20 protein-coding genes and 1 riboswitch are annotated in these 20105 nt (G+C 64.6%); of the genes, 15 read left to right on the top strand and 5 right to left on the bottom strand.

Translation table 11 applies throughout. The features are described from left to right. Positions 1-28 precede the first annotated feature (28 nt). Positions 29-616, bottom strand: coding sequence for a TetR/AcrR family transcriptional regulator (locus DEM26_RS04800; RefSeq protein ID WP_088727005.1), 588 nt, complete (start codon positions 614-616; stop codon positions 29-31). 114 nt (positions 617-730) lie between these two features. On the opposite strand from DEM26_RS04800, the gene DEM26_RS04795 reads away from it, so the two are divergent. The 3 genes from DEM26_RS04795 (at position 731) to glpX (ending at position 3571) form a co-directional block, all read left to right on the top strand. Then, complete coding sequence (locus DEM26_RS04795; protein ID WP_109171825.1) at positions 731-934, top strand: hypothetical protein; 204 nt, start codon at positions 731-733, stop codon at positions 932-934. A gap of 100 nt (positions 935-1034) precedes the next feature. Next, positions 1035-2336 (top strand): homoserine dehydrogenase, encoded by a 1302-nt coding sequence (locus tag DEM26_RS04790; RefSeq protein WP_109171824.1) that lies wholly within the window; start codon positions 1035-1037, stop codon positions 2334-2336. A 269-nt stretch (positions 2337-2605) separates the two neighbouring features. After that, entirely contained in the window at positions 2606-3571 is a 966-nt protein-coding gene (glpX, locus tag DEM26_RS04785; RefSeq protein ID WP_109171823.1) for a class II fructose-bisphosphatase, read from the top strand. Between the two features lie 82 nt (positions 3572-3653). Here the strand turns inward: glpX and gcvP are convergent, their stop codons facing one another. From gcvP to gltX, 4 genes are all read right to left on the bottom strand, one after another. Further along, positions 3654-6494: an aminomethyl-transferring glycine dehydrogenase gene (gene gcvP, locus DEM26_RS04780; protein WP_075776137.1), complete on the bottom strand. Its 2841-nt coding sequence runs from the start codon at positions 6492-6494 to the stop codon at positions 3654-3656. Between the two features lie 5 nt (positions 6495-6499). Next, positions 6500-6859 carry a glycine cleavage system protein GcvH gene (gene gcvH, locus DEM26_RS04775; RefSeq protein WP_088719058.1) on the bottom strand — a complete coding sequence of 120 codons (360 nt, stop codon included), beginning with the start codon at positions 6857-6859 and terminating at the stop codon, positions 6500-6502. Between the two features lie 22 nt (positions 6860-6881). Then, the gene (gene gcvT / locus DEM26_RS04770) at positions 6882-7985 is read right to left on the bottom strand and encodes a glycine cleavage system aminomethyltransferase GcvT (protein ID WP_088735367.1); all 1104 of its coding nucleotides are present in this window, start codon (positions 7983-7985) and stop codon (positions 6882-6884) included. A 156-nt stretch (positions 7986-8141) separates the two neighbouring features. Continuing rightward, positions 8142-8232, bottom strand: a riboswitch (glycine riboswitch). A gap of 164 nt (positions 8233-8396) precedes the next feature. Further along, positions 8397-9725, bottom strand: coding sequence for a glutamate--tRNA ligase (gene gltX / locus DEM26_RS04765; protein ID WP_109171822.1), 1329 nt, complete (start codon positions 9723-9725; stop codon positions 8397-8399). Positions 9726-9789: 64 nt separating this feature from the next. Here gltX and DEM26_RS04760 point away from each other — a divergent pair, with 64 nt between their 5' ends. The 12 genes from DEM26_RS04760 (at position 9790) to DEM26_RS04705 (ending at position 20019) form a co-directional block, all read left to right on the top strand. Continuing rightward, positions 9790-10239: a metallopeptidase family protein gene (locus tag DEM26_RS04760; protein ID WP_369907730.1), complete on the top strand. Its 450-nt coding sequence runs from the start codon at positions 9790-9792 to the stop codon at positions 10237-10239. Positions 10240-10336: 97 nt separating this feature from the next. Continuing rightward, complete coding sequence (locus DEM26_RS04755; RefSeq protein WP_075776140.1) at positions 10337-11269, top strand: MBL fold metallo-hydrolase; 933 nt, start codon at positions 10337-10339, stop codon at positions 11267-11269. A gap of 130 nt (positions 11270-11399) precedes the next feature. Then, a complete protein-coding gene (locus tag DEM26_RS04750) occupies positions 11400-12347 on the top strand; it encodes a 1-phosphofructokinase family hexose kinase (RefSeq protein WP_109171821.1) in 948 nt (315 codons plus the stop codon). A gap of 62 nt (positions 12348-12409) precedes the next feature. Beyond that, on the top strand, positions 12410-13171 hold the full coding sequence (gene hisF, locus DEM26_RS04745) for an imidazole glycerol phosphate synthase subunit HisF (RefSeq protein WP_078603953.1): 762 nt from the start codon (positions 12410-12412) through the stop codon (positions 13169-13171). Then, positions 13168-13479, top strand: coding sequence for a phosphoribosyl-ATP diphosphatase (locus DEM26_RS04740; RefSeq protein ID WP_088719062.1), 312 nt, complete (start codon positions 13168-13170; stop codon positions 13477-13479). The genes hisF and DEM26_RS04740 overlap by 4 nt, the downstream gene beginning before the upstream one ends. 190 nt (positions 13480-13669) lie before the next feature. Continuing rightward, positions 13670-14701, top strand: a complete 1032-nt coding sequence (locus DEM26_RS04735; RefSeq protein WP_109171820.1) for an NADP-dependent oxidoreductase — start codon at positions 13670-13672, stop codon at positions 14699-14701. 72 nt (positions 14702-14773) lie between these two features. Then, on the top strand, positions 14774-15217 hold the full coding sequence (locus DEM26_RS04730; RefSeq protein ID WP_109171819.1) for a TerB family tellurite resistance protein: 444 nt from the start codon (positions 14774-14776) through the stop codon (positions 15215-15217). A 164-nt stretch (positions 15218-15381) separates the two neighbouring features. Continuing rightward, positions 15382-16176, top strand: a complete 795-nt coding sequence (locus DEM26_RS04725; RefSeq protein WP_088719064.1) for an ABC transporter ATP-binding protein — start codon at positions 15382-15384, stop codon at positions 16174-16176. A 33-nt stretch (positions 16177-16209) separates the two neighbouring features. After that, entirely contained in the window at positions 16210-16932 is a 723-nt protein-coding gene (locus DEM26_RS04720) for a transporter substrate-binding domain-containing protein (RefSeq protein WP_075776147.1), read from the top strand. A gap of 49 nt (positions 16933-16981) precedes the next feature. Continuing rightward, complete coding sequence (locus DEM26_RS04715) at positions 16982-17860, top strand: ABC transporter permease (protein WP_075776148.1); 879 nt, start codon at positions 16982-16984, stop codon at positions 17858-17860. Further along, entirely contained in the window at positions 17857-18684 is an 828-nt protein-coding gene (locus DEM26_RS04710; RefSeq protein WP_075776149.1) for an ABC transporter permease, read from the top strand. Before DEM26_RS04715 ends, DEM26_RS04710 begins: the two co-directional genes overlap by 4 nt. Before the next feature lie 3 nt (positions 18685-18687). Continuing rightward, entirely contained in the window at positions 18688-20019 is a 1332-nt protein-coding gene (locus DEM26_RS04705) for a glutamine synthetase family protein (RefSeq protein ID WP_109171818.1), read from the top strand. Positions 20020-20105: the final 86 nt, after the last annotated feature.

Below are 20105 nucleotides of genomic sequence, written 5' to 3'. Positions count from 1 at the left end.
GGCGGCTTCGGCCGCCCTTTCACATGGCTCAGGCGCCCACGGACTTGCGCACCATATCCCAGTAGATATCGGCGACCATGGCGCGGCTCAGGCGTCCGCCTTCGCGGAACCATGTATTCACGCCGGTCAGCATCGCGATGATCGCCATCGTCGCGAGTTTCGTGTCGGGGATCAGGAAAACGCCTTCGTCCTGTCCCGCCTTCAGGATCTCTTCCAGCTCGGTCTCGTAGGTCTTGCGCAGCCCCTCGATCACCGCGAAATTCTCCGGGCTCAGGTTGCGCAGTTCCATGTAGCTGAGGAACACAGCCTCGGCCCGCTCGAGGTTGAAGCGGATGTGAAAGCGCACAAAACGCTCCAGCCGCGCATGGGCGTCGCCCCCGGCAGGCTCGGCGCGCCATGCGGCGATCAACTCGTCCATATGGGTCTTGAGCAGATCGAAAAGCAGCGCTTCCTTGTCGGGCGTATAGAGGTAGAGAGCCCCCGCCTGCACCCCCACCGCGCCCGCGATCTGGCGCATCGAAACGGCGGCAAAACCGTACCGCGCAAAGAGCCTTTGCGCCTCGGCGCGGATCTTCGGGCCGGTAATCTCGGAATGGGAGCCTGTCTTGCGTGCCATGATACCGACGCTAACTGAACAAGCGTTCAATATCAAACCCGATTTGCGGCCCAATCGGCACTGGCAATGGGGCCGCGCGCGCAATAGTTTGGCAGCGTCCCGAGAGGAGAGACCATGCGCGCCCTTGCCCTGATCGCCCTGTTTGCCCTGCTGGCCTCGCTGACCGCCTGTTCGAAGCGGTCGACGGAGGGCTATCCGGCGCTGCTGCCGATGGACGAGATCCTGACCGATCAACCTCTCACCCCCGATCCGGCCCCCGAGCTGGAGGCGCGCGCCGATGCGTTGCGCGCCCGCGCAGACACGATGCGCAACCAATAAAATCTCGCCACGGCGCGGTTGAAGCCGCACGCCGCGTTGCCCTGCCTGCGCTTTCCCGCTAACAGGGCGCAAACCACCAAGTTTCGCTCATGAGGTCCCTATGTCCGCCGTCTCCGATACCGCACCCTTGCGTCTTGGCATCGCGGGTCTCGGCACCGTGGGCATCGGTGTGGTGAAGATCGTGCAGCGCCATGCCGATCTGCTGGAAGCCCGCGCGGGCCGCCCGATCGAAATCACCGCCGTCTCGGCGCGCGACCGCACCAAGAACCGCGATGCGGACCTGTCGAGCTATGCATGGGAAGACGATGCGGTGACGCTCGCGCAGCGCGACGATATTGACGTCTTTGTCGAACTGATGGGCGGCCATGAAGGCCCCGCGAAGAACGCCACCGAAGCCGCGCTGAAAGCGGGCAAGGACGTGGTCACCGCGAACAAGGCGCTGCTCGCGCATCACGGTCAGGCGCTGGCGGAACTCGCCGAAAGCCTCGGCCGCACGATCCGCTACGAGGCCGCCGTCGCAGGCGGCATCCCGGTCATCAAGACGCTGACCGAAGGGCTTGCGGGCAACGGCATCCGACGCGTGATGGGCGTGATGAACGGCACCTGCAACTACATCCTGACACGGATGGAAGATGCTGGCCTGCCTTATGACACAGTGTTCGAGGAGGCGCGCGCGCTTGGCTATCTCGAGGCCGATCCGAACCTCGATGTGGGCGGCATCGACGCGGGCCACAAGCTTGCCATCCTCGCCGCCATCGCCTTTGGCACGCAGGTCGCCTTCGACGACGTGACGCTGGAAGGGATCGGGCGCATCTCGATCGACGATATCCGCCGCGCGGGCGATATGGGCTACAAGATCAAGCTGCTGGGCGTCGCGCAGATGACCGGCCGCGGGCTGGAGCAGCGCATGACGCCCTGCCTCGTGCCCGCCACCTCGCCACTAGGACAGCTGACCGGCGGCACCAACATGACCGTGCTGGAAGGCGACTCGGTCGGTCAGATCGTGCTGCGTGGCGCAGGCGCGGGCGAAGGCCCCACCGCGAGCGCCGTTATGGCCGACGTGATGGACCTCGCGCGCGGGTTGCGGCTGCCGGTCTTCGGCCAGCCCGCCGACAAGCTCGAGGCCCCCACCCCCGCCGTGACCGCGATTGCGGCACCCTATTACCTGCGCCTGCAGCTGTCGGACAAACCCGGCGCGCTGGCGAAAGTCGCGACCGTTCTGGGCGAGGCGGGCGTCTCGATCAGCCGGATGCGCCAATACGGCCATGCCGACACCTCGGCTCCGGTGCTGATTGTCACCCACAAGACGACGCGCGACGCGATCGACGCGGCGATCAACGCGCTGCCCGCGACCCGCGTCGTCGAGGGTGAGCCGGTCGCAATCCGCATCGAAGAAGTCTGAGCATCGCGCGGCGAGAGCCATTTCGCCGCGCACCGCATTCCTGCTGATCTGACGCCGGGCGGCACCATAAGGCGCGCCCTATCCTCTCACGCCGGTTACATCGCCGTATCTTTTCACACCGCAAACGGCATAAGACCCCGGCTTGCGCGCCATTTTTCGCCGCGACAGGGGCTCGCCCCGCATGTTAGCGCTCCCGGGGTTGCCCTTCGGTCTCCCACAGGCTTTACCTGTCCGCAGCCCGTAACGCCCAGGCAGACAGGAAGACCTAAATGACCCCTCCGATTGATTTCAACGACCGCATGCTTTCGCTGGGCCTCGCCCGCGTGTCGGAAGCGGCGGCTCATGCATCAGCCGACCTGATCGGTCGCGGCGACGAGAAGGCCGCCGATCAGGCGGCGGTGAACGCGATGCGCGATCAGCTCAACAAGCTGGAAATCCGGGGCACCGTGGTCATCGGGGAAGGCGAGCGCGACGAGGCGCCGATGCTCTATATCGGCGAGGAAGTCGGCCAGGGCGTCGGCCCCGAGGTGGATATCGCGCTCGACCCGCTGGAAGGCACGACGCTTACTGCGAAGGACATGCCCAACGCGCTCACCGTGATCGCGATGGCGCCGCGCGGCACGATGCTGCACGCGCCCGACGTCTACATGGACAAGCTCGCGATCGGCCCGGGCTACGAGAAGGACGTGGTCTCGCTCGAGATGACCCCGACCGAGCGCGTTCAGGCGCTCGCCAAGGCGCAAGGTGTCGAAACCAAGGACATCGCCGTCTGCATCCTCGACCGTCCGCGCCATGAGGACATGATCGCCGAGGTCCGCGAGACCGGCGCAAAGATCCGCCTCATCACCGATGGCGACGTGGCGGGTGTCATTCACTGCGCCGAGCCCGATTTCACTGGCATCGACATGTATATGGGTTCGGGCGGCGCGCCCGAGGGCGTGTTGGCAGCCTCGGCGCTGAAATGCATGGGCGGCCAGATGTGGGGCAAGCTGTTGTTCCGCAACGACGACGAGCGGGGCCGCGCGAAGAAGGCGGGCATCACCGACCTCGACAAGGTCTATGCGCGCGACGACATGGTGCGCTCGGACGTGATCTTCGCCGCGACCGGCGTGACCGACGGGTCCATCGTGAAGGGCGTGAAGCGCGAGCCGACCTATATCGAATCCGAGACGATGCTGATGCGGTCGAAGACCGGCTCGCTGCGCCGCGTGATCTACCGCAACCCTGTGAAGTAACCGGCGCGCCTAGATATTTTTATCGAGAAGAAGAGAAAGGCCGGAGCGCGATGCTCCGGCCTTTCGTCATTTTGGCTGGCGGTTACTCTGCCGCGTCGGCGTAGCTCTCGACCGGCGGGCAGGTGCAGATCAGGTTGCGGTCGCCGAAGACGTTGTCGACCCGGCCCACGGGCGGCCAGTATTTGTCGACGCGGAAGGCGCCTGCCGGGAAGCACCCCTGCTCGCGGGTGTATTTCCGGTCCCAATCGGCCACGAGGTCTTCGACCGTGTGCGGCGCATGGCGCAGCGGGCTGTCCTCGGGGGTGATCTCGCCCGCCTCGATGTCGCGGATCTCGTCACGGATCGAGAGCATCGCGGTGATGAAGCGGTCGATCTCGGCCTTGGTCTCGGATTCGGTAGGCTCCACCATCAGCGTGCCAGCGACCGGCCAGCTCATCGTGGGGGCGTGGAAGCCGTTATCCATCAGGCGCTTGGCGATGTCGTCCACCGTCACGCCCACTTCCGCGAAGGGCCGCGTGTCGATGATGCATTCATGCGCGACACGTCCGCGATTGCCCATGAAGAGGATCGGGTAACCCTCTTTCAGCTTCGCAGCGATGTAATTGGCAGCGAGGATCGCCACGCGGGTCGCCTGCGTCAGGCCCGGCCCGCCCATCATCAGGATATAGGCCCAGGAGATCAGCAGGATCGAGGCGGAGCCATAGGGCGCGGCACTCACCGGTCCCTCTTCGCCGCCGGTCTCGGGGTGGCCGGGCAGGTAGGGTGCGAGGTGCGATTTCACCCCGATCGGCCCCATGCCCGGGCCACCACCGCCATGCGGGATCGCGAAGGTCTTGTGCAGGTTGAGGTGGCTCACATCCGAGCCGATCTCGCCCGGTTTCACCAGCCCCACCAGCGCGTTGAGGTTCGCGCCATCGAGATAGACCTGACCGCCATATTCGTGCGTGATGTCGCAGATGCGCTTTACCGTCTCCTCGAACACGCCATGGGTCGAGGGATAGGTGATCATGCAGGCCGCGAGCTTGTCGCCCGCCTCTGCAGCCTTCGCTTCGAAGTCTTCGAGATCGACGTCGCCGTTGGGCGCCGATTTCACGACGACGACCTTCATCCCCGCCATATGCGCCGAGGCCGGGTTCGTGCCATGCGCCGACATCGGGATCAGGCAGACATCGCGCTGATCGTCGCCATTGGCGCGGTGATAGGCGGCGATGGTGAGAAGCCCTGCATATTCGCCCTGTGCGCCCGAATTGGGCTGCATCGAGAAGGCATCGTAACCGGTGATCTCGCACAGTTTCGCGGTCAGATCGTCGATCATCTCCGCATAACCCTGCGCCTGATCGAGCGGCACGAACGGATGCAACGTGCCGAATTCCGGCCATGTGAGCGGCATCATCTCTGCCGCTGCATTCAGCTTCATCGTGCACGAGCCCAGCGGGATCATTGCGCGGTCGAGCGCGAGGTCGCGATCCGAGAGCCTGCGCATGTAGCGCATCATCTCGGATTCGGCGCGGTTCATGTGGAAGACCGGATGGGTGAGGTAGTCGCTCTCGCGCAGCAGCGCATCGGGTACCGCCGGCTGCGTCGCCTTCGGCGCGGGATCGGTGATCCCGAAGGCGTCGAGCACCTTGGCGACGACGCCCGGATCGCTGGTCTCGTCGAGCGAGATACCGACCCGATCGCGGCCCACCTTGCGCAGGTTGATCCCGCGATGGCGGGCGGCCGCGAGGATGCCCTGCTGGCCCACGCCCACCTCGACGGTGATCGTGTCGAAGAAATTCGAGGGCTCTACCACAGCGCCTGCGGCTTTCAGCGCCTCGGCCAGTTGCACCGTCAGCAGGTGCACACGTTCGGAGATCGCGCGCAGACCGACGGGACCGTGGAACACGGCGTAGAAGCTCGCCATCACGGCGAGGAGCGCCTGCGCGGTGCAGACATTCGAGGTCGCCTTCTCGCGGCGGATATGCTGCTCGCGAGTCTGAAGGCTCAGGCGGTAGGCGCGGTTGCCTCGGCTGTCGATGGAAACGCCGACGATCCGCCCGGGCATCGCGCGTTTCATCGCGTCGGTGGAGGACATGAAGGCTGCATGGGGGCCGCCATAGCCCATCGGCACACCGAAGCGCTGCGCGGAGCCTACGGCGATATCGGCGCCCATCGCGCCCGGCTCTTTCAGCAGGCACAGCGCGAGCAGATCGGTCGCGACCACGGCGACGGCCTTCGCGGCATGAAGCGCCTCGCATTCGGCGGTGAAGTCGCGGACATGGCCATAGGTGCCCGGATATTGGAAGATCGCGCCGAAGACCTTCTCGGCTTCGAGCGTTTCGGGCGCGCCCACGATCACCTCGATCCCCAGCGGCTCCGCGCGGGTCCGGATCACGCCGATGGTCTGCGGGTGGCAATTCTCATCGACGAAGAAGGCAGTGGCCTTCGATTTCGACACGCGCTGCGCCATCGCCATGGCTTCCGCCGCCGCCGTCGCCTCATCGAGCAACGAAGCATTGGCGACCGGCAGCCCGGTCAGATCCGACACCATCGTCTGGAAGTTCAGAAGCGCCTCGAGACGCCCCTGCGCGATCTCGGGCTGATAGGGCGTATAGGCCGTGTACCAAGCCGGGTTTTCCAGAATGTTGCGCTGGATCGCGGGCGGCGTGACGGTGCCATAATAGCCCTGCCCGATCAGGCTGGTCATCACGCGGTTCTTCTTCGCGACGCCTTCCATCTTCTGCAGCAGCCCGTATTCGGTCAGCGGCGCCCAGCCCAGCGGCTCGGCCTGACGGATGCTTTTCGGCACCGTCTCGGCGATCAGCGCGTCGAGGTCCGGCGCCCCCACGGCCTTGAGCATCTCCTCCATCTCGGCCGGTGACGGGCCGATATGGCGGCGATTGGCGAAATCGTAACTGTCGTAAGTCGTGGGGGTGAAGGTCATGGATATTACCCGATGAAGTCTTTGTAAGCGGCCTCGTCCATAAAGCCGTCGAGCGCGGAAGCGTCGGTGAGTTTCATCTTGAAGAACCACGCCTTGCCCAGCGGGTCTTCGTTCACGAGCGCCGGGTTGTCGGCCAGATCCTCGTTGATCGCGACGATCTCGCCGTCGAGCGGCGCGAGGATGTCGGAGGCGGCCTTGACCGACTCGATCACGCAGATCTCGTCGCCCTTCTCGACCGTGTCACCCACATCGGGCAGGTCGACGAATACGACATCGCCCAGCTGCTCGGAGGCGTGCTCGGTGATGCCCACGATCACGACGTCGCCTTCGGTCTTGAGCCACTCGTGGTCTTCGGTGAATTTCATGGAATGTCTCCCGGTTGGTTGTTCAGCGTTTGTAGGTTGCAGGGCGGAAAGGCATCGCCACGACCCTGGCGGGCAGACGCTTGCCGCGCACCTCGCCATAGACGGTGGCGCCTTCCTTCGTGTCTGCGGGCAGATAGGCCATCGCCATCGGTGCCTCGATCGAGGGGCCGAAACCGCCCGAGGTCACACGCCCGATAGGCTGACCGCCCTCGGGTCCGGCGAAGATTTCCACGCCTTCGCGCATCGGCGCGCGACCCTCAGGGCGAAGCCCCATACGGAGGCGGCTCGGGCCGTTTTCCAGTTCGCTCAGGATGCGATCCGCCCCAGGGAAGCCGCCTTCGCGCTCCCCACCCTTGCGGCGCACCTTCTGGATCGCCCAGGCGATGTTGCCCTCGACCGGAGTCGTCGTGGTGTCGATGTCATGGCCGTAGAGGCAAAGCCCAGCTTCCAGTCGCAGGCTGTCGCGCGCGCCGAGCCCGATCGGCTCGACCGCCTCATCGGCGAGCAGTTTGCGGGCAAATTCCACCGCGCGGTCCGCGGGCACGGAAATCTCGTAGCCGTCTTCACCGGTATAGCCCGAGCGCGAGATCCAAAGCTCCGTCCCGTTCCAGTGATAGACGCCCACATCCATGAAGCGCATCTTGGCGGTGCCGGGCACCAGAGCCTCAAGAACGCCTTCGGCGGCAGGCCCTTGCAGCGCCAGAAGCGCGCGGTCGGTGAGTTCCTCGACCGATTCCAGATGCGCCCGCATATGCGCGATGTCGTCTTCCTTGCAGGCCGCGTTCACCACGACGAAGAGATGATCGCCTCGGTTCGCCACCATCAGGTCATCGAGAATGCCGCCATTCTCATCGGTGAACATCGCATAGCGCTGGCGACCCTCTTTCAGGCCCATCAGGCTGACCGGCACCAGCGCCTCGAACGCCTCGGCAGCGCCTTCGCCCGGCACGATCACCTGCCCCATGTGGCTGACATCGAACAGCCCTGCCTTGGCGCGGGTGTGCAGGTGCTCCTTCATCACGCCCAGCGGATATTGCACGGGCATCTCGTAGCCCGCGAACGGCACCATCTTGGCGCCCAGTTCCAGATGCAGATCGTATAGCGGTGTGCGTTTCAACTCGCTCATCGCGGCCTCCCCTTCAGCCGGATGATCCGGCATCGATTCATGAGCCCTCCGGCTCGCCCGATGCCCCCTCTGTCCGTGCCTGCGATGCAGACGCCTGAGATCGTTATCCCTTCGGCGGATGCCGCGATTGCACGCAGCATCACTCTCCAGAGTCCTTCGTCGGGCACGGTCCTTTTGCCTGAGAGTTTACCGGGGCGGTTGCTCCTTCGGCACCGAGGTTACCCCCGGATTCTCCCGTATCCGACTTCTTCCGATTACCTGAGGCCCCGCGCGACTGACAAGCCCCAATCGCCAAAACCGCCGCTTTGCCGCCGAAAACGACCTCACGAGGTCGCGAATTGCCCAAACAAAAAGCGCGAGGAAAATCCCTCGCGCCTTTCGAATTGATCTCACGAGCCGGCGGCGAAGCCGTCAGCCGCGCGCAGGAACCTTGTGCAGAAGCGGCATCAGCTCGCCCATATCGGGCCCGTGCGCCACGCCGGTCACGGCCTTGCGCAGCGGCATGAACAGGCCCTTGCCCTTGCGCCCGGTCGCCTCCTTCACCTCCGAGGTCCAGTCCTTCCACGTGGTGTCGGAATAGGGCGGCGCGGGCAGCATCGTCATGGCCTGCGCGATGAAGTCGCGATCTTCCTCGTCGATCTCCGGCTCCGCGCCGTTCAGACACAGATCGGCCCAGCCCTTCAGATCGTCGAGCTTGTCGATATTCTGCGAGGCGACCTTCCAGAAGCGCTCGCGCTGCTCCTCGGGGATGCCGAGATCAGCGATACGATCCGCCACGGCCGAGAACGGCAGGTGCTGGTTGCGCGCGCGGGTCAGCGGGATCAGGTCCGCCGGGTCGAATTTCGTGGGCGCCGAGCCGAAATGGTTCAGATCGAACCCGTCGGCCAGCTCGTCGATCGACATCTTCAGCTCGATCGGCTGGCTCGAGCCCAGACGCGCCATCATCGACAGCAGCGCCTCGGGGGCGATCCCTTCGGCGCGCAGATCGCGGATCGAGAGCGCACCGAGACGCTTCGACAGTTCCTCGCCCTGCGGGCCGGTCAGTAGCGAATGGTGTGCAAAGTTCGGAACCTTGCCGCCGATCGCCACGATGATCTGGATCTGCGTCGCGGTATTGGTGACGTGATCGCCGCCGCGCACGATATGGGTGATGCCCATATCCGCGTCGTCGACCGGTGAGGCGAAGGTATAGAGCACCTGCCCCGAGGCCTTGATCAGCACCGGATCGGACACGCTTGCCGCATCAATCGACAGATCGCCAAGGATGCCGTCTTTCCACTCGATCCGCTCGAGTTCCAGTTTGAAGCGCCAATATCCTTCCTTGCCCTCGGCGCGAAGCGCGTCTCTTTCGGCATCCGACAGATGCATCGAGGCGCGGTCATAGACCGGCGGGCGACCCATGTTCAGCTGTTTCTTGCGCTTGAGATCCAGCTCGGTCGGGCTCTCGAAGCATTCATAAAGCTTACCGTCGGCCTTCAGCTGTTCTGCCACCTCGGCATAGCGGTCGAGCCGCAGCGACTGGCGCTCTTCCCGGTCCCACTCGATGCCGAGCCATTCGAGATCCTGCTTCAGTGCGTCGATGTATTCCTGCTTCGAGCGCTCCTGATCGGTGTCGTCAAGGCGCAGGATGAATTGACCGCCGGTCTTGCGGGCGATCAGGTAGTTCATCAGCGCGGTGCGCAGGTTGCCGACATGGATATAGCCGGTGGGCGACGGGGCGAAACGGGTAACGGTGGTCATCTGGGCAAACTCCTGTTGGCGCCTGCTCTTTCACAAGGCGGTGCGTTTGTCCATATGAGGGGCCATGCGAGAGGTGCAGAGCGGCTTGGAGGTGGCGATGGGCGAGGGTTACGATTGGGCGGATGTCACGGCGCCGGGCATCGAGGAGATCGAGGCGCTGGCCGAGGCCGCGCGCGCCGCCCTGCCCCCGGCTTTCGCGAAAGCTGCGGCAGAGGTCGCGATCCGGGTGGAAGAGTTCGCCTCCGAAGCGATGCTCAGCGATCTCGGCATCGAAGACCCTTTTGAGCTGACCGGGCTTTATGACGGCATCCCGTTGACCGAGAAATCCGTGATGGACCCCGGTGGCCACGCGGATGTGATCTGGCTCTTCCGACGTCCGATCCTCGACGAGTGGGTCTCGCGCGGCAACGAGCCCCTCGGTGCCCTCGTCACCCATGTTTTCGTGCACGAATTGGCGCATCACCTCGGGTGGTCCGACGGCGATATTTCTTCGATCGATCGCTGGTGGGAGTGAACCGAAGCGGCTCACGCTACGTTCACGAGTCTGTGGGAGCGGCGCGAAGCGCTCGACTTCGACATGCGAAGATCAACCATCGAGAGGGAGAGACCCGATGACCAGGACCTTCATGACCCGCCGTACAGCATTGAAAACCGCCGCTTTCCTGCCCGCCGCCCCCGCGCTTCTGACCGGGACCGGCGCCGCCGCGCAAAGCGCGAACGAAGCCCCGCCCGCGATCCCTCGCTATCGTCGGATGCAGATGGGAGATCTGACGATCACCACGCTGCTCGCCGGATCGCGCGAGCTGGAAGAGCCGCAGACGATCTTCGGCATGAACGCCAGCCCCGAGGACTTCGCCAAGCTCTCTGAGGCCAATTACATCCCTGCGGACAAGTCGCTTAACTTCTTCACCCCGACCCTGATCGAGACCGGCTCGGAGAAAATCCTCTTCGACACCGGCCTGTCGCCCGAGGGGATCACTTCGGCGCTCGCCGCCGCTGGGCATTCGCCCGAGGACATCACCCATGTCGTGATCACCCATATGCATGGCGACCATATCGGCGGGCTGATGGGCGATGGCGGCGAGACCTTCGCCAATGCTGCCTACATCACCGGCCAAAAGGAATTCGACCATTGGTCGAACGCGGGCAACGACACGTTCGAGGCCAAGGTCCGTCCGCTGGCCGAGAAGATGAGCTACCTCAAGGGTGGCGATTCGGTCGTCTCCGGCATCTCGGCGGTCGAAGCCTTCGGCCACACGCCGGGCCATATGGCTTTCATGGTGGAGTCGGGCGGCAAAGGTCTGATGCTCGCTGCCGACACGTCGAACCACTATGTCTGGTCGCTTCAGCGCCCGGAATGGGAAGTGAAATACGACATGGACAAGGAGATGGCCGCGAAGACCCGCAAGGAGCTTCTGGGCCGTGTCGCCGCCGACAAACTGGCTTTCATCGGCTACCACATGCCCTTCCCGGGTGTGGGTCATCTCGAGGCACTCGACACCGGCTTCCACTTCCACCCGATCACCTATCAGCTCAACGTCTGATCCATCGTTTCGATTGTCCGGACGGTCCTTTCGCCGTCCGGGCGCCCACTACCTCAATCCCGCACGCCCCCTTGATCGCAGATCGTTAGCTGCGATGATCCCGATACCCACCACGGCTTCGGAGCCTGCGATGACCTCGATCCTCACGATCACGCTCAACCCGACGGTCGATCTGTCGATCGAAACCCCCGAAATCGCGCCCGATCGCAAGCTGCGCTGCACGCGGCCGCTGACCGATCCGGGGGGCGGCGGGTTGAATGTCAGCCGCGCGATCGCTGCCTTGGGCGGCAATTCCACGGCCTTCGTCGCCCTTGGCGGCACCACCGGGGACCGGGTGATGCGGCTCCTCGCCGAGGCCGGGATCGCTCTCTTCCCCTACCCCGCGCCGGGCGAGACGCGGATGAGCCTGACTGCCACCGACCAGAGCACGGGCGCGCAATACCGCTTCGTGATGCCGGGGCCGGACTGGGGCGCGCGCGATGTCGCCAAGGCGCTCAGCCGGATCGCGCGCGCCGCCCCTGAAGACGGGATCGTCGTGCTGTCCGGCTCGCAACCGCCCGGCGTGCCCGAGGATTTCCCCGCGCGGCTGGCGACGAAGATGGCCCGGACCAAGGCGCGGTTTTTCCTCGACACCTCCGGCAAGGCTCTGCACCAGTTGATGGAAAGCAAGGCGCAACCCGCCGACGTGCTGCGGATGGACGAACTGGAGGCCGAGGAGTTGGCAGGCCGGAAACTGCCCGAGCGCAGCGACAGCGCCGACTTCGCGCAAAGCCTCGTGCAGCGCGGACTGGCCCATGCGGTGATCGTCGCGCGCGGCTCGGATGGCAACGTGCTCGCCACCAAGGACGCGCGCTGGTTTGCCGTGGCGCCTAAGGTCGATGTCGTCTCGAAAGTGGGCGCGGGCGACAGTTTCGTCGGGGCTTTCACACTCGCGCTCTCCCGCGGCAAACCTTTTCACGAGGCGTTGCAGCACGGCGCGGCAGGCGCGGCGGCCACCGTGACCACCCCCGCCACTGACCTGTGTTCCGCCGCGATGGTGCGCCGCCTTCTGCCGCATTGCCCCGTCGAGCCGATCTGAGCACTCTGCCCCTTTGCCTCGCGGCACCTGCGCGTTATGAAAGCGCCAAAGGAGCGCCGCCCATGCTGAAGACCCGCATTATTCCCTGTCTCGACGTCGCCGATGGCCGCGTCGTGAAAGGCGTCAATTTCGTGAACCTGATCGACGCGGGCGACCCGGTCGAGGCCGCGAAGGCCTATGACGCGGCAGGCGCAGACGAGCTGTGTTTCCTAGACATCCACGCGACCCATGAAAACCGCGGCACCATGTTCGATCTGGTGACCCGCACCGCCGAGCAATGTTTCATGCCGCTCACCGTGGGCGGCGGCGTGCGCACCCATGAAGACGTGCGCGCACTCCTGCTGGCGGGCGCCGACAAGGTCTCGTTCAACTCCGCCGCCGTGGCGGATCCGAACGTAATCACCGAGGCCGCCGACCGCTTTGGCAGTCAGTGCATCGTCTGCGCGATCGACGCAAAGACCGTGGAGCCGGGCCGCTGGGAAATCTTCACCCATGGCGGCCGCAAGCCGACCGGCATCGATGCGGTGGAATTCGCCCGCACCGTGACCGCGAAGGGCGCGGGGGAAATCCTGCTGACCTCGATGGATCGCGACGGTACCCGCGCAGGCTTCAATCTGGAGCTGACGAAGGCGATTTCGGACGCGGTGGACGTGCCGGTGATCGCTTCCGGCGGTGTCGGCAATCTCGATCACCTGGTGGAAGGCGTAACGAAAGGCGGCGCCTCGGCCGTACTCGCCGCCTCAATCTTCCACTTCGGAGAATACACGATCCGCGAAGCCAAGGAATATATGGCCGCCGCGGGCATTCCGATGAGGCTGCAATGAGCATTCTGGACCAACTCGCCGCGACCATCGAGAGCCGCAAGGGCGCCGATCCCGACACCTCCTGGACCGCGAAGCTGCTGGCCAAGGGCCCGGAGAAATGCGCCGAGAAATTCGGTGAGGAAGCGGTGGAGGCTATCATCGCCGCAGCGAAGGACGACCGCGAAAACCTGACCTACGAGGCGGCGGATGTCCTTTATCACCTCTTGGTGATGCTGGCGGCACGCGACGTGAAGCTGGCCGATGTGCTGGCGGAACTGGAGCGCCGCGAGGGCACCTCCGGCATTGCCGAGAAAGCCGCGCGCAGCTAAGGGGCGCTGCCCCTTCTTTCCTTCGGAAATTCATCCCAGGTATATTTCTGCAAGCCCGAGGACGCCCCGGAAACCTCTGGCATTCGGGCTTGTCGAAATATCCCGGGGGTGAGGGCGAAGCCCGAGGGGGCAGCGCCCCCTTTCCCCGTGCGAACCGCGTGCTAGCTGGCCTCTCAAACAGGAGGCTTTCATGGCTCAGACCCAAGACACCAACCGCAAGATCATCCTCGCCGAGCGCCCGAAAGGCACGCCGAACGAGAACACGCTGAAACTGGAAACCGAGGCCGTGCCGCAGGCGGGCGAGGGCGAGATGCTGCTGCGCACCGTCTATCTGTCGCTCGACCCCTATATGCGCGGGCGGATGTCGGATGCGAAATCCTACGCCACCCCGGTCGAGATCGGCGGCGTGATGACCGGTCAGGTCGTGGCCGAGGTCATGGAGAGCGATGTCGCGGGCTTCTCGAAGGGCGATTACGTGCTCTCGCCCTCAGGCTGGCAGGATTTCTTCGTCTCGGATGGCACGCAGGTACTCAATCTCGGGCCGGAGCCGGAGAACCCGAGCTGGGCCTTGGGGATTCTCGGGATGCCGGGCTACACGGCCTATGCGGGCCTGCTGAAGATCGGCGAGCCGAAACCCGGCGAGACTGTTGTGGTTGCCGCCGCCTCCGGGCCCGTGGGCGCAACGGTCGGCCAGATCGCCAAGATCAAGGGCTGCCGCGTCGTCGGCGTCGCGGGCGGAGCCGAGAAATGCGCCCATGTCACCGAGACGCTGGGGTTTGACGCCTGCATCGATCACCGCGCCGAGGATTTCGCCGAACAACTGGCCGCGGCCTGCCCAAACGGCATCGACGTCTATTTCGAAAATGTCGGCGGCAAGGTGCTTTACGGCGTGCTGCCGCTTCTCAACCCCTTCGCGCGAATGCCGGTCTGCGGCATGGTCGCGTGGTATAACCTGCAAGGCCTGCCCGAGGGACCCGATCACGGGCCGCAGATCCTGTCGACGATCCTGCGCATGAAGGTGAAGGTGCAGGGCTTCATCATCTTCGACAGCTTCCCGATCGAGCTTTATCAGGAATTCTCGGAGGCGATGACCGGCTGGCTGAAAGAGGGCAAAGTTCAGTACAAGGAGCAGGTGGTGGAGGGACTAGAGGCCGCGCCGCAGGCGCTTTACGATCTGCTGGAGGGCCGCAATTTCGGCAAGATGGTCGTGAAAGTCGGCTGAAGGCGAGAGATGTGCGCAGGGCTTTCGCATCCGTGACTTGCCCTGCGCCGCGCATCGCTTATCTCTACGCTTATGTTTGGACGCCTTCTCGATATGCTCAACGATCCCGCCCCCGATCCGATGGAGGGGGAAGATCGCGAATTGGCGCTAGGCGCACTTCTGGTGCGGCTCGCGCGGTCGGATGAAAACTATACCGAAGACGAGAAGATCCGGATCGACCGGGTTCTCGCGCAGCGCAACGGGCTTTCGAGCTTCGAGGCGACCGAGATGCGCAAGCGCGCCGAAGAGGTCGAGGCGGGTGCGCCCGATACCGTCCGCTTCACCCGCGCGCTGAAGGACAAGGTCGCCTACGAGGACCGCACCGGCGTGATCGAGGCGCTGTGGGACGTGGCGCTGGCCGACGGGGTGCGCGACGCCCATGAGGACGCGCTGATCCGTCTCGCGGCGAAGCTTCTCGGCGTCAACGATGTCGATTCGGCGGTGGCGCGGCAGCGCGTCGAGGCCCGCCGAAGCTGAGTTAGAGGGACAGGCCGGCGTGGAGGCGCGACCGGTTCACGCATATTTTTTCCTCAGATGCTCGTGATTTCGGCCCCTTCCCCATCGTCAACCGGGCAGACGCAGTTGCAATCATCGGCCAAATCGCGCCAGATTGCGCGGATGGACAAAGAGAAGCTGCCTGCGTGACCCGAAACGAGCCTGCGCCCCAAGACGCGCCCGTCATCGAAATCCGTGACCTTCACAAGAGCTACGGCTCGCTCGAGGTGCTCAAGGGCGTCTCGATCACCGCCCCACGCGGCCATGTGGTGTCGCTGATCGGCTCTTCGGGCTCGGGCAAGTCGACCCTCTTGCGGTGCTGCAACCTGCTCGAAGACAGCCAGAAGGGCGACGTGATCTTCGAGGGCGAGCACGTCGCCTGGCGTGGCGAGGGACTCAATCGTCGTCCCGCCGACCGCGCGCAGGTCACCCGCTTCCGCACGAACCTGTCGATGGTGTTCCAGCAGTTCAACCTCTGGGCCCACATGACGATCCTGCAGAACGTGATGGAAGCGCCGGTGACGGTGCTGGGCCGCGACAAGGCAAAGGTCGAGAAGCTGGCGCGCGAATTGCTGGCGAAGGTCGGCATCGGCGACAAATGCGACGCCTGGCCCGCGCAGCTCTCGGGCGGTCAGCAGCAGCGGGCGGCGATCGCGCGGGCGCTGTGCATGGAGCCCAAGGCGCTTCTTTTCGACGAGCCCACCTCGGCGCTCGATCCCGAATTGCAGCAGGAGGTGGTGAAGGTCATCAAGGACCTCGCCGCCGAACACCGCACCATGATCCTCGTCACCCACGACATGCGGCTGGCGCGTGACGTCTCGGACCACGTCGTCTTCCTGCACCAGGGCAAGATCGAGGAAGAGGGCCCGCCAGAGGCTCTGTTCGGCGCGCCGAAATCGACGCGCCTGCAACAATTCCTGTCGGCCACCGCGCCGGCGTGAACCAACCCAAGAACAAACAACGGGGAACCCAAGATGAAAAAACTGATCCTGACCGCCGCCATTCTCGGCCTGTCGGCCGGCATTGCCGCGGCTGAAACGGTTCGCATGGGCACCGAGGGCGCCTACCCTCCCTACAACTACATCGACGACAACGGCGAAGTTGCAGGTTTCGAGCGCGAACTGGGCGACAAGCTCTGCGAGATGGAGAGCCTCGATTGCACCTGGGTCACCAATGACTGGGATTCGATCATCCCGAACCTGCTGAGCGGCAACTACGACACCATCATCGCTGGCATGTCGATCACCGCCGAGCGCGAGAAATCGATCGACTTCACCCAGCCCTACTACCCGCCGGCGCCCTCCGCTTATCTCGCGATGGATCCGAACGTCGATCTCAAGGGCGCCGTGGTCGCGGCGCAGACCGGCACGATCCAGGCGGCCCATGTCGCCGAAAGCGGTGCGACGCTCGCCGAATACGCCACGCTCGACGACACGATCGCGGCGGTGAAGAACGGCGAGGCCGACGCGGTCTTCGCCGACAAGGACGCGCTCAAGCCCTTCGACGGTCAGGACAACCTGCAATTCGTCGGCGACGACGTGCCGCTGGGCAAGGGCATCGGCATCGGCCTGCGCAAGTCCGACACCGAGCTCAAGAACAAGCTCGATGACGGGATCTCGAAAATGAAGGCCGACGGCTCGCTCAACGAGATGATCAAGAAGTATTTCGGCGACAAAGCGCTGACCTTCAAAAACTGATCCAGAAAGCGGGGGGCGGGTCACGCGGCGCGCCCCCCGACCGATCCAGATGCTCAACAGCTGTTCCGATCCTTCCGCCCTTCACGGGCTTTCCTGGCTTCTGTGCTACCTGACAACGGGCAAGCACATGATGTTCTATGGCTCCTTTGGGATCGTGCTGATCCTGCTGGCCGTGACGGCGCCGGTGGCGCTGATCTTCGGTTTCGGGGGCGCGCTCGCCGCGCGGTCGACCCTCGCACCGCTGAAGCTTCTGGGACGCGGCTATATCGCGATGGTGCGCGGTGTGCCGGATATCATCTTCTTCCTCTTCGTGCCGATCGCGATGGACCAGGGGCTCGAATACCTGAAATCGCGCGCGATCTGCCCCGACCCCGGCCCCGCCTGGACGGGCAACGAGTTCCACGTCTGTGCCGCGGCGAAAATCCCGCTCGGTACCTCCCCACAATTCTACCACGAGGCCTATGGCTTCGCGCTGGCCGTGGTGGCCTTCTCCATCGTCTACGGGGCGTTCGCCGCGAACGTGCTGTTCGGTGCGATGCAGGCCGTGCCGCGCGCGCAGCTGGAGACCGCCGAGGCTTACGGCATGACCCGCGCGCAGGTGAACCGCCGCGTACTGATCCCGCAGATGTGGGCCTATGCGATCCCCGGACTGTCGAACCTCTGGATGATCCTCATCAAGGCGACGCCTCTGCTGTTCCTTCTGGGCATCGAGGATATCGTCTACTGGGCGCGCGAACTCGGCGCGACCAAGTCGCAGATTTACTCTTATCCACACCCCGACTGGCGGCTCTACTACTTCCTCGCGCTGCTGGTCTTCTATCTGGTGATGACCAAGCTCTCCGAGATCGTGCTGGCGCGCATCAACCGCCGCCTCTCCTTCGGGCAGGCCACGGCTGCCGGTGAAGCGCTGAGAAAGGCGGGCGCATGAGCTGCATTCAGACCATCGCGGATTACGGTCTGCGGTCCGTGGGCATCGGCGAGCGGCTGCTGCCGCGCTCCGATTTCACCATGTGCCAGCAATTCACCCTGATCGGCTCGGGGATGATCTGGAACCTCTATTTCGGCATCCTCGCGCTACTGGCGGGCTTCTTCCTCGCGACCACGCTGGCAGTGGCGAAGAACTCCGAACGTGCAATTTTCCGCAAACCCGCGGACTGGTTCATCTTCCTGTTCCGCGGCTCACCGCTCTTCATCCAGTTTTTCCTCGCCTACGAGGCCTTCGCGATGCTGCCCCGGGCTGGCTTCCCGATCCTCGGCATCACGGTCGCGACGGACTGGATCACGCGGGCCTGGGCAGGCGCCCTGATCGTGCTGTTCTTCAACACCTCCGCCTATGCCGCCGAGATCTTCTACGGCGCGCTGCGCTCGGTTCCGAAAGGCGACATGGAAGCCGCGGACGCCTATGGCATGACCGGCTGGACCAAATTCCGCCGCGTGACATGGCCGACGATGCTCCGGCTCGGTTGGCCGTCCTACACCAACGAGGCGATCTTCCTGTTCCACGCCACCACGCTCGTGTTCTTCTCGGGTTTCCCGGCGTTCCGGCAGGAGGGCGACGCGCTCTATTACGCGAAATATTTCGCGGACAAGACCTTCAATCCCTTCATCCCCTACCCGATCGCGGCGTTCTATTTCATCCTGCTCACGCTCTGCGTCATCGCGGTCTTCGGGGTGATCAACCGCCGCCTGAACCGCCATCTGCCGCAGGAAAGCCGCAAGCGCTTCCGGTTCAGGCCGCAGATTATCAGGTGACACATGAACTGGCTGCACGACCATCCCGACGTTCGCACGATCCGCGTGGCGGCGGCCGATCTCAACGGGGTGGCGCGCGGCAAGCGCCTGCCGGCCCGCTTCGCCGATAAGGTTTTCACCGAAGGGACGCGCTTTCCCTATTCGGTGATGAACCTCGACATCTGGGGCGAGGATGTCGAAGACAGCCCGCTCGTCTTCGAATCCGGCGATGCCGACGGCCTTCTGATGCCGACAGAGCGGGGCTTCCTGCCGATGCCGTGGCTCTCGGCGCCGACGGCGCTGCTGCCGATCTGGATGTTCCACATGGACGGCACGCCCTATGCGGGCGATCCCCGGCAGGCGCTGGCCCGCGTCGTGGAACGCTACAAGGCTCTGGGGCTGACCCCCGTGGTCGCGACCGAGCTGGAATTCTTTCTGATCGACGATAGCGGCAAGACCCTGCGGGTGCCGCCCTCGCCGCGCTCGGGCAAACGCCGCACCGGCGGCGAGGTGCTATCGTTGCGCGCGCTCGACGCGTTCGACATTTTCTTCAGCCAGCTCTACGACGCCTGCGAGGCGATGGATATTCCCGCCGATACCGCGATCTCCGAAGCGGGTCCCGGCCAGTTCGAGATCAACCTTAGCCACCAACCCGACCCGCTGAAGGCCGCCGATGACAGCTGGCTGTTCAAGATGCTGGTGAAAGGGCTGGCACGCGCGCATGGTTTCGCCGCGTCCTTCATGGCGAAACCGTACGACGAATGGCCCGGCAACGGCATGCATATGCATTTCTCCGTGCTCGACGCCGAGGGCAGCAACATCTTCAACGACGGCACGCCGCAGGGCTCGGATCAGATGCGCCACGCGGTCGCCGGCTGTCTGGCTGCGATGTCGGGCTCGGCGCTGATCTTCGCGCCGCATGAGAACAGCTATGACCGGCTGGTGCCCGACGCCCATGCGCCAACTGGGATCGCCTGGGCCTACGAGAACCGCACCTCAGCGCTGCGTATCCCGGCCTCTGGCCCGCAGGCGCGCCGGATCGAGCATCGCGTGGCGGGCGGCGACGTGAACCCCTACCTGATGATCGCCGCTATCCTGGGCGCGGCGCTGATCGGGATCGAAGACAAGATGGAAGCGCCCGAGCCGATCAAGGGCAACGCCTATGCGCTCGACCTGCCGCAGATGCCCACCGACTGGGAAGAGGCGATCGACGCCTTCCAGAATTGCGAGATCATGCCGCGCATCTTCGACCGCGAACTGATCACCAATTTCGCCATGACCAAGCGGCAGGAGCTGCATTACATGGCGGAGCTCTCGGATCAGGAACAGACCGAGCTTTACCTGGATACCGTCTGAAGGGGGCGCTGCCCCCTCGGGCTTCGCCCTCACCCCCGGGATATTTCTCCCAAGGGGAAGGGAGAGGCGGGGCGCAGTCAGAGGGG

Origin of the sequence: Thioclava sp. NG1, assembly GCF_003122275.1 — a bacterium.
GTDB lineage: Bacteria > Pseudomonadota > Alphaproteobacteria > Rhodobacterales > Rhodobacteraceae > Thioclava > Thioclava nitratireducens.
Note: the sequence above shows the minus strand (reverse complement) of the source record. Positions and strands in the feature narration are given on the sequence as shown.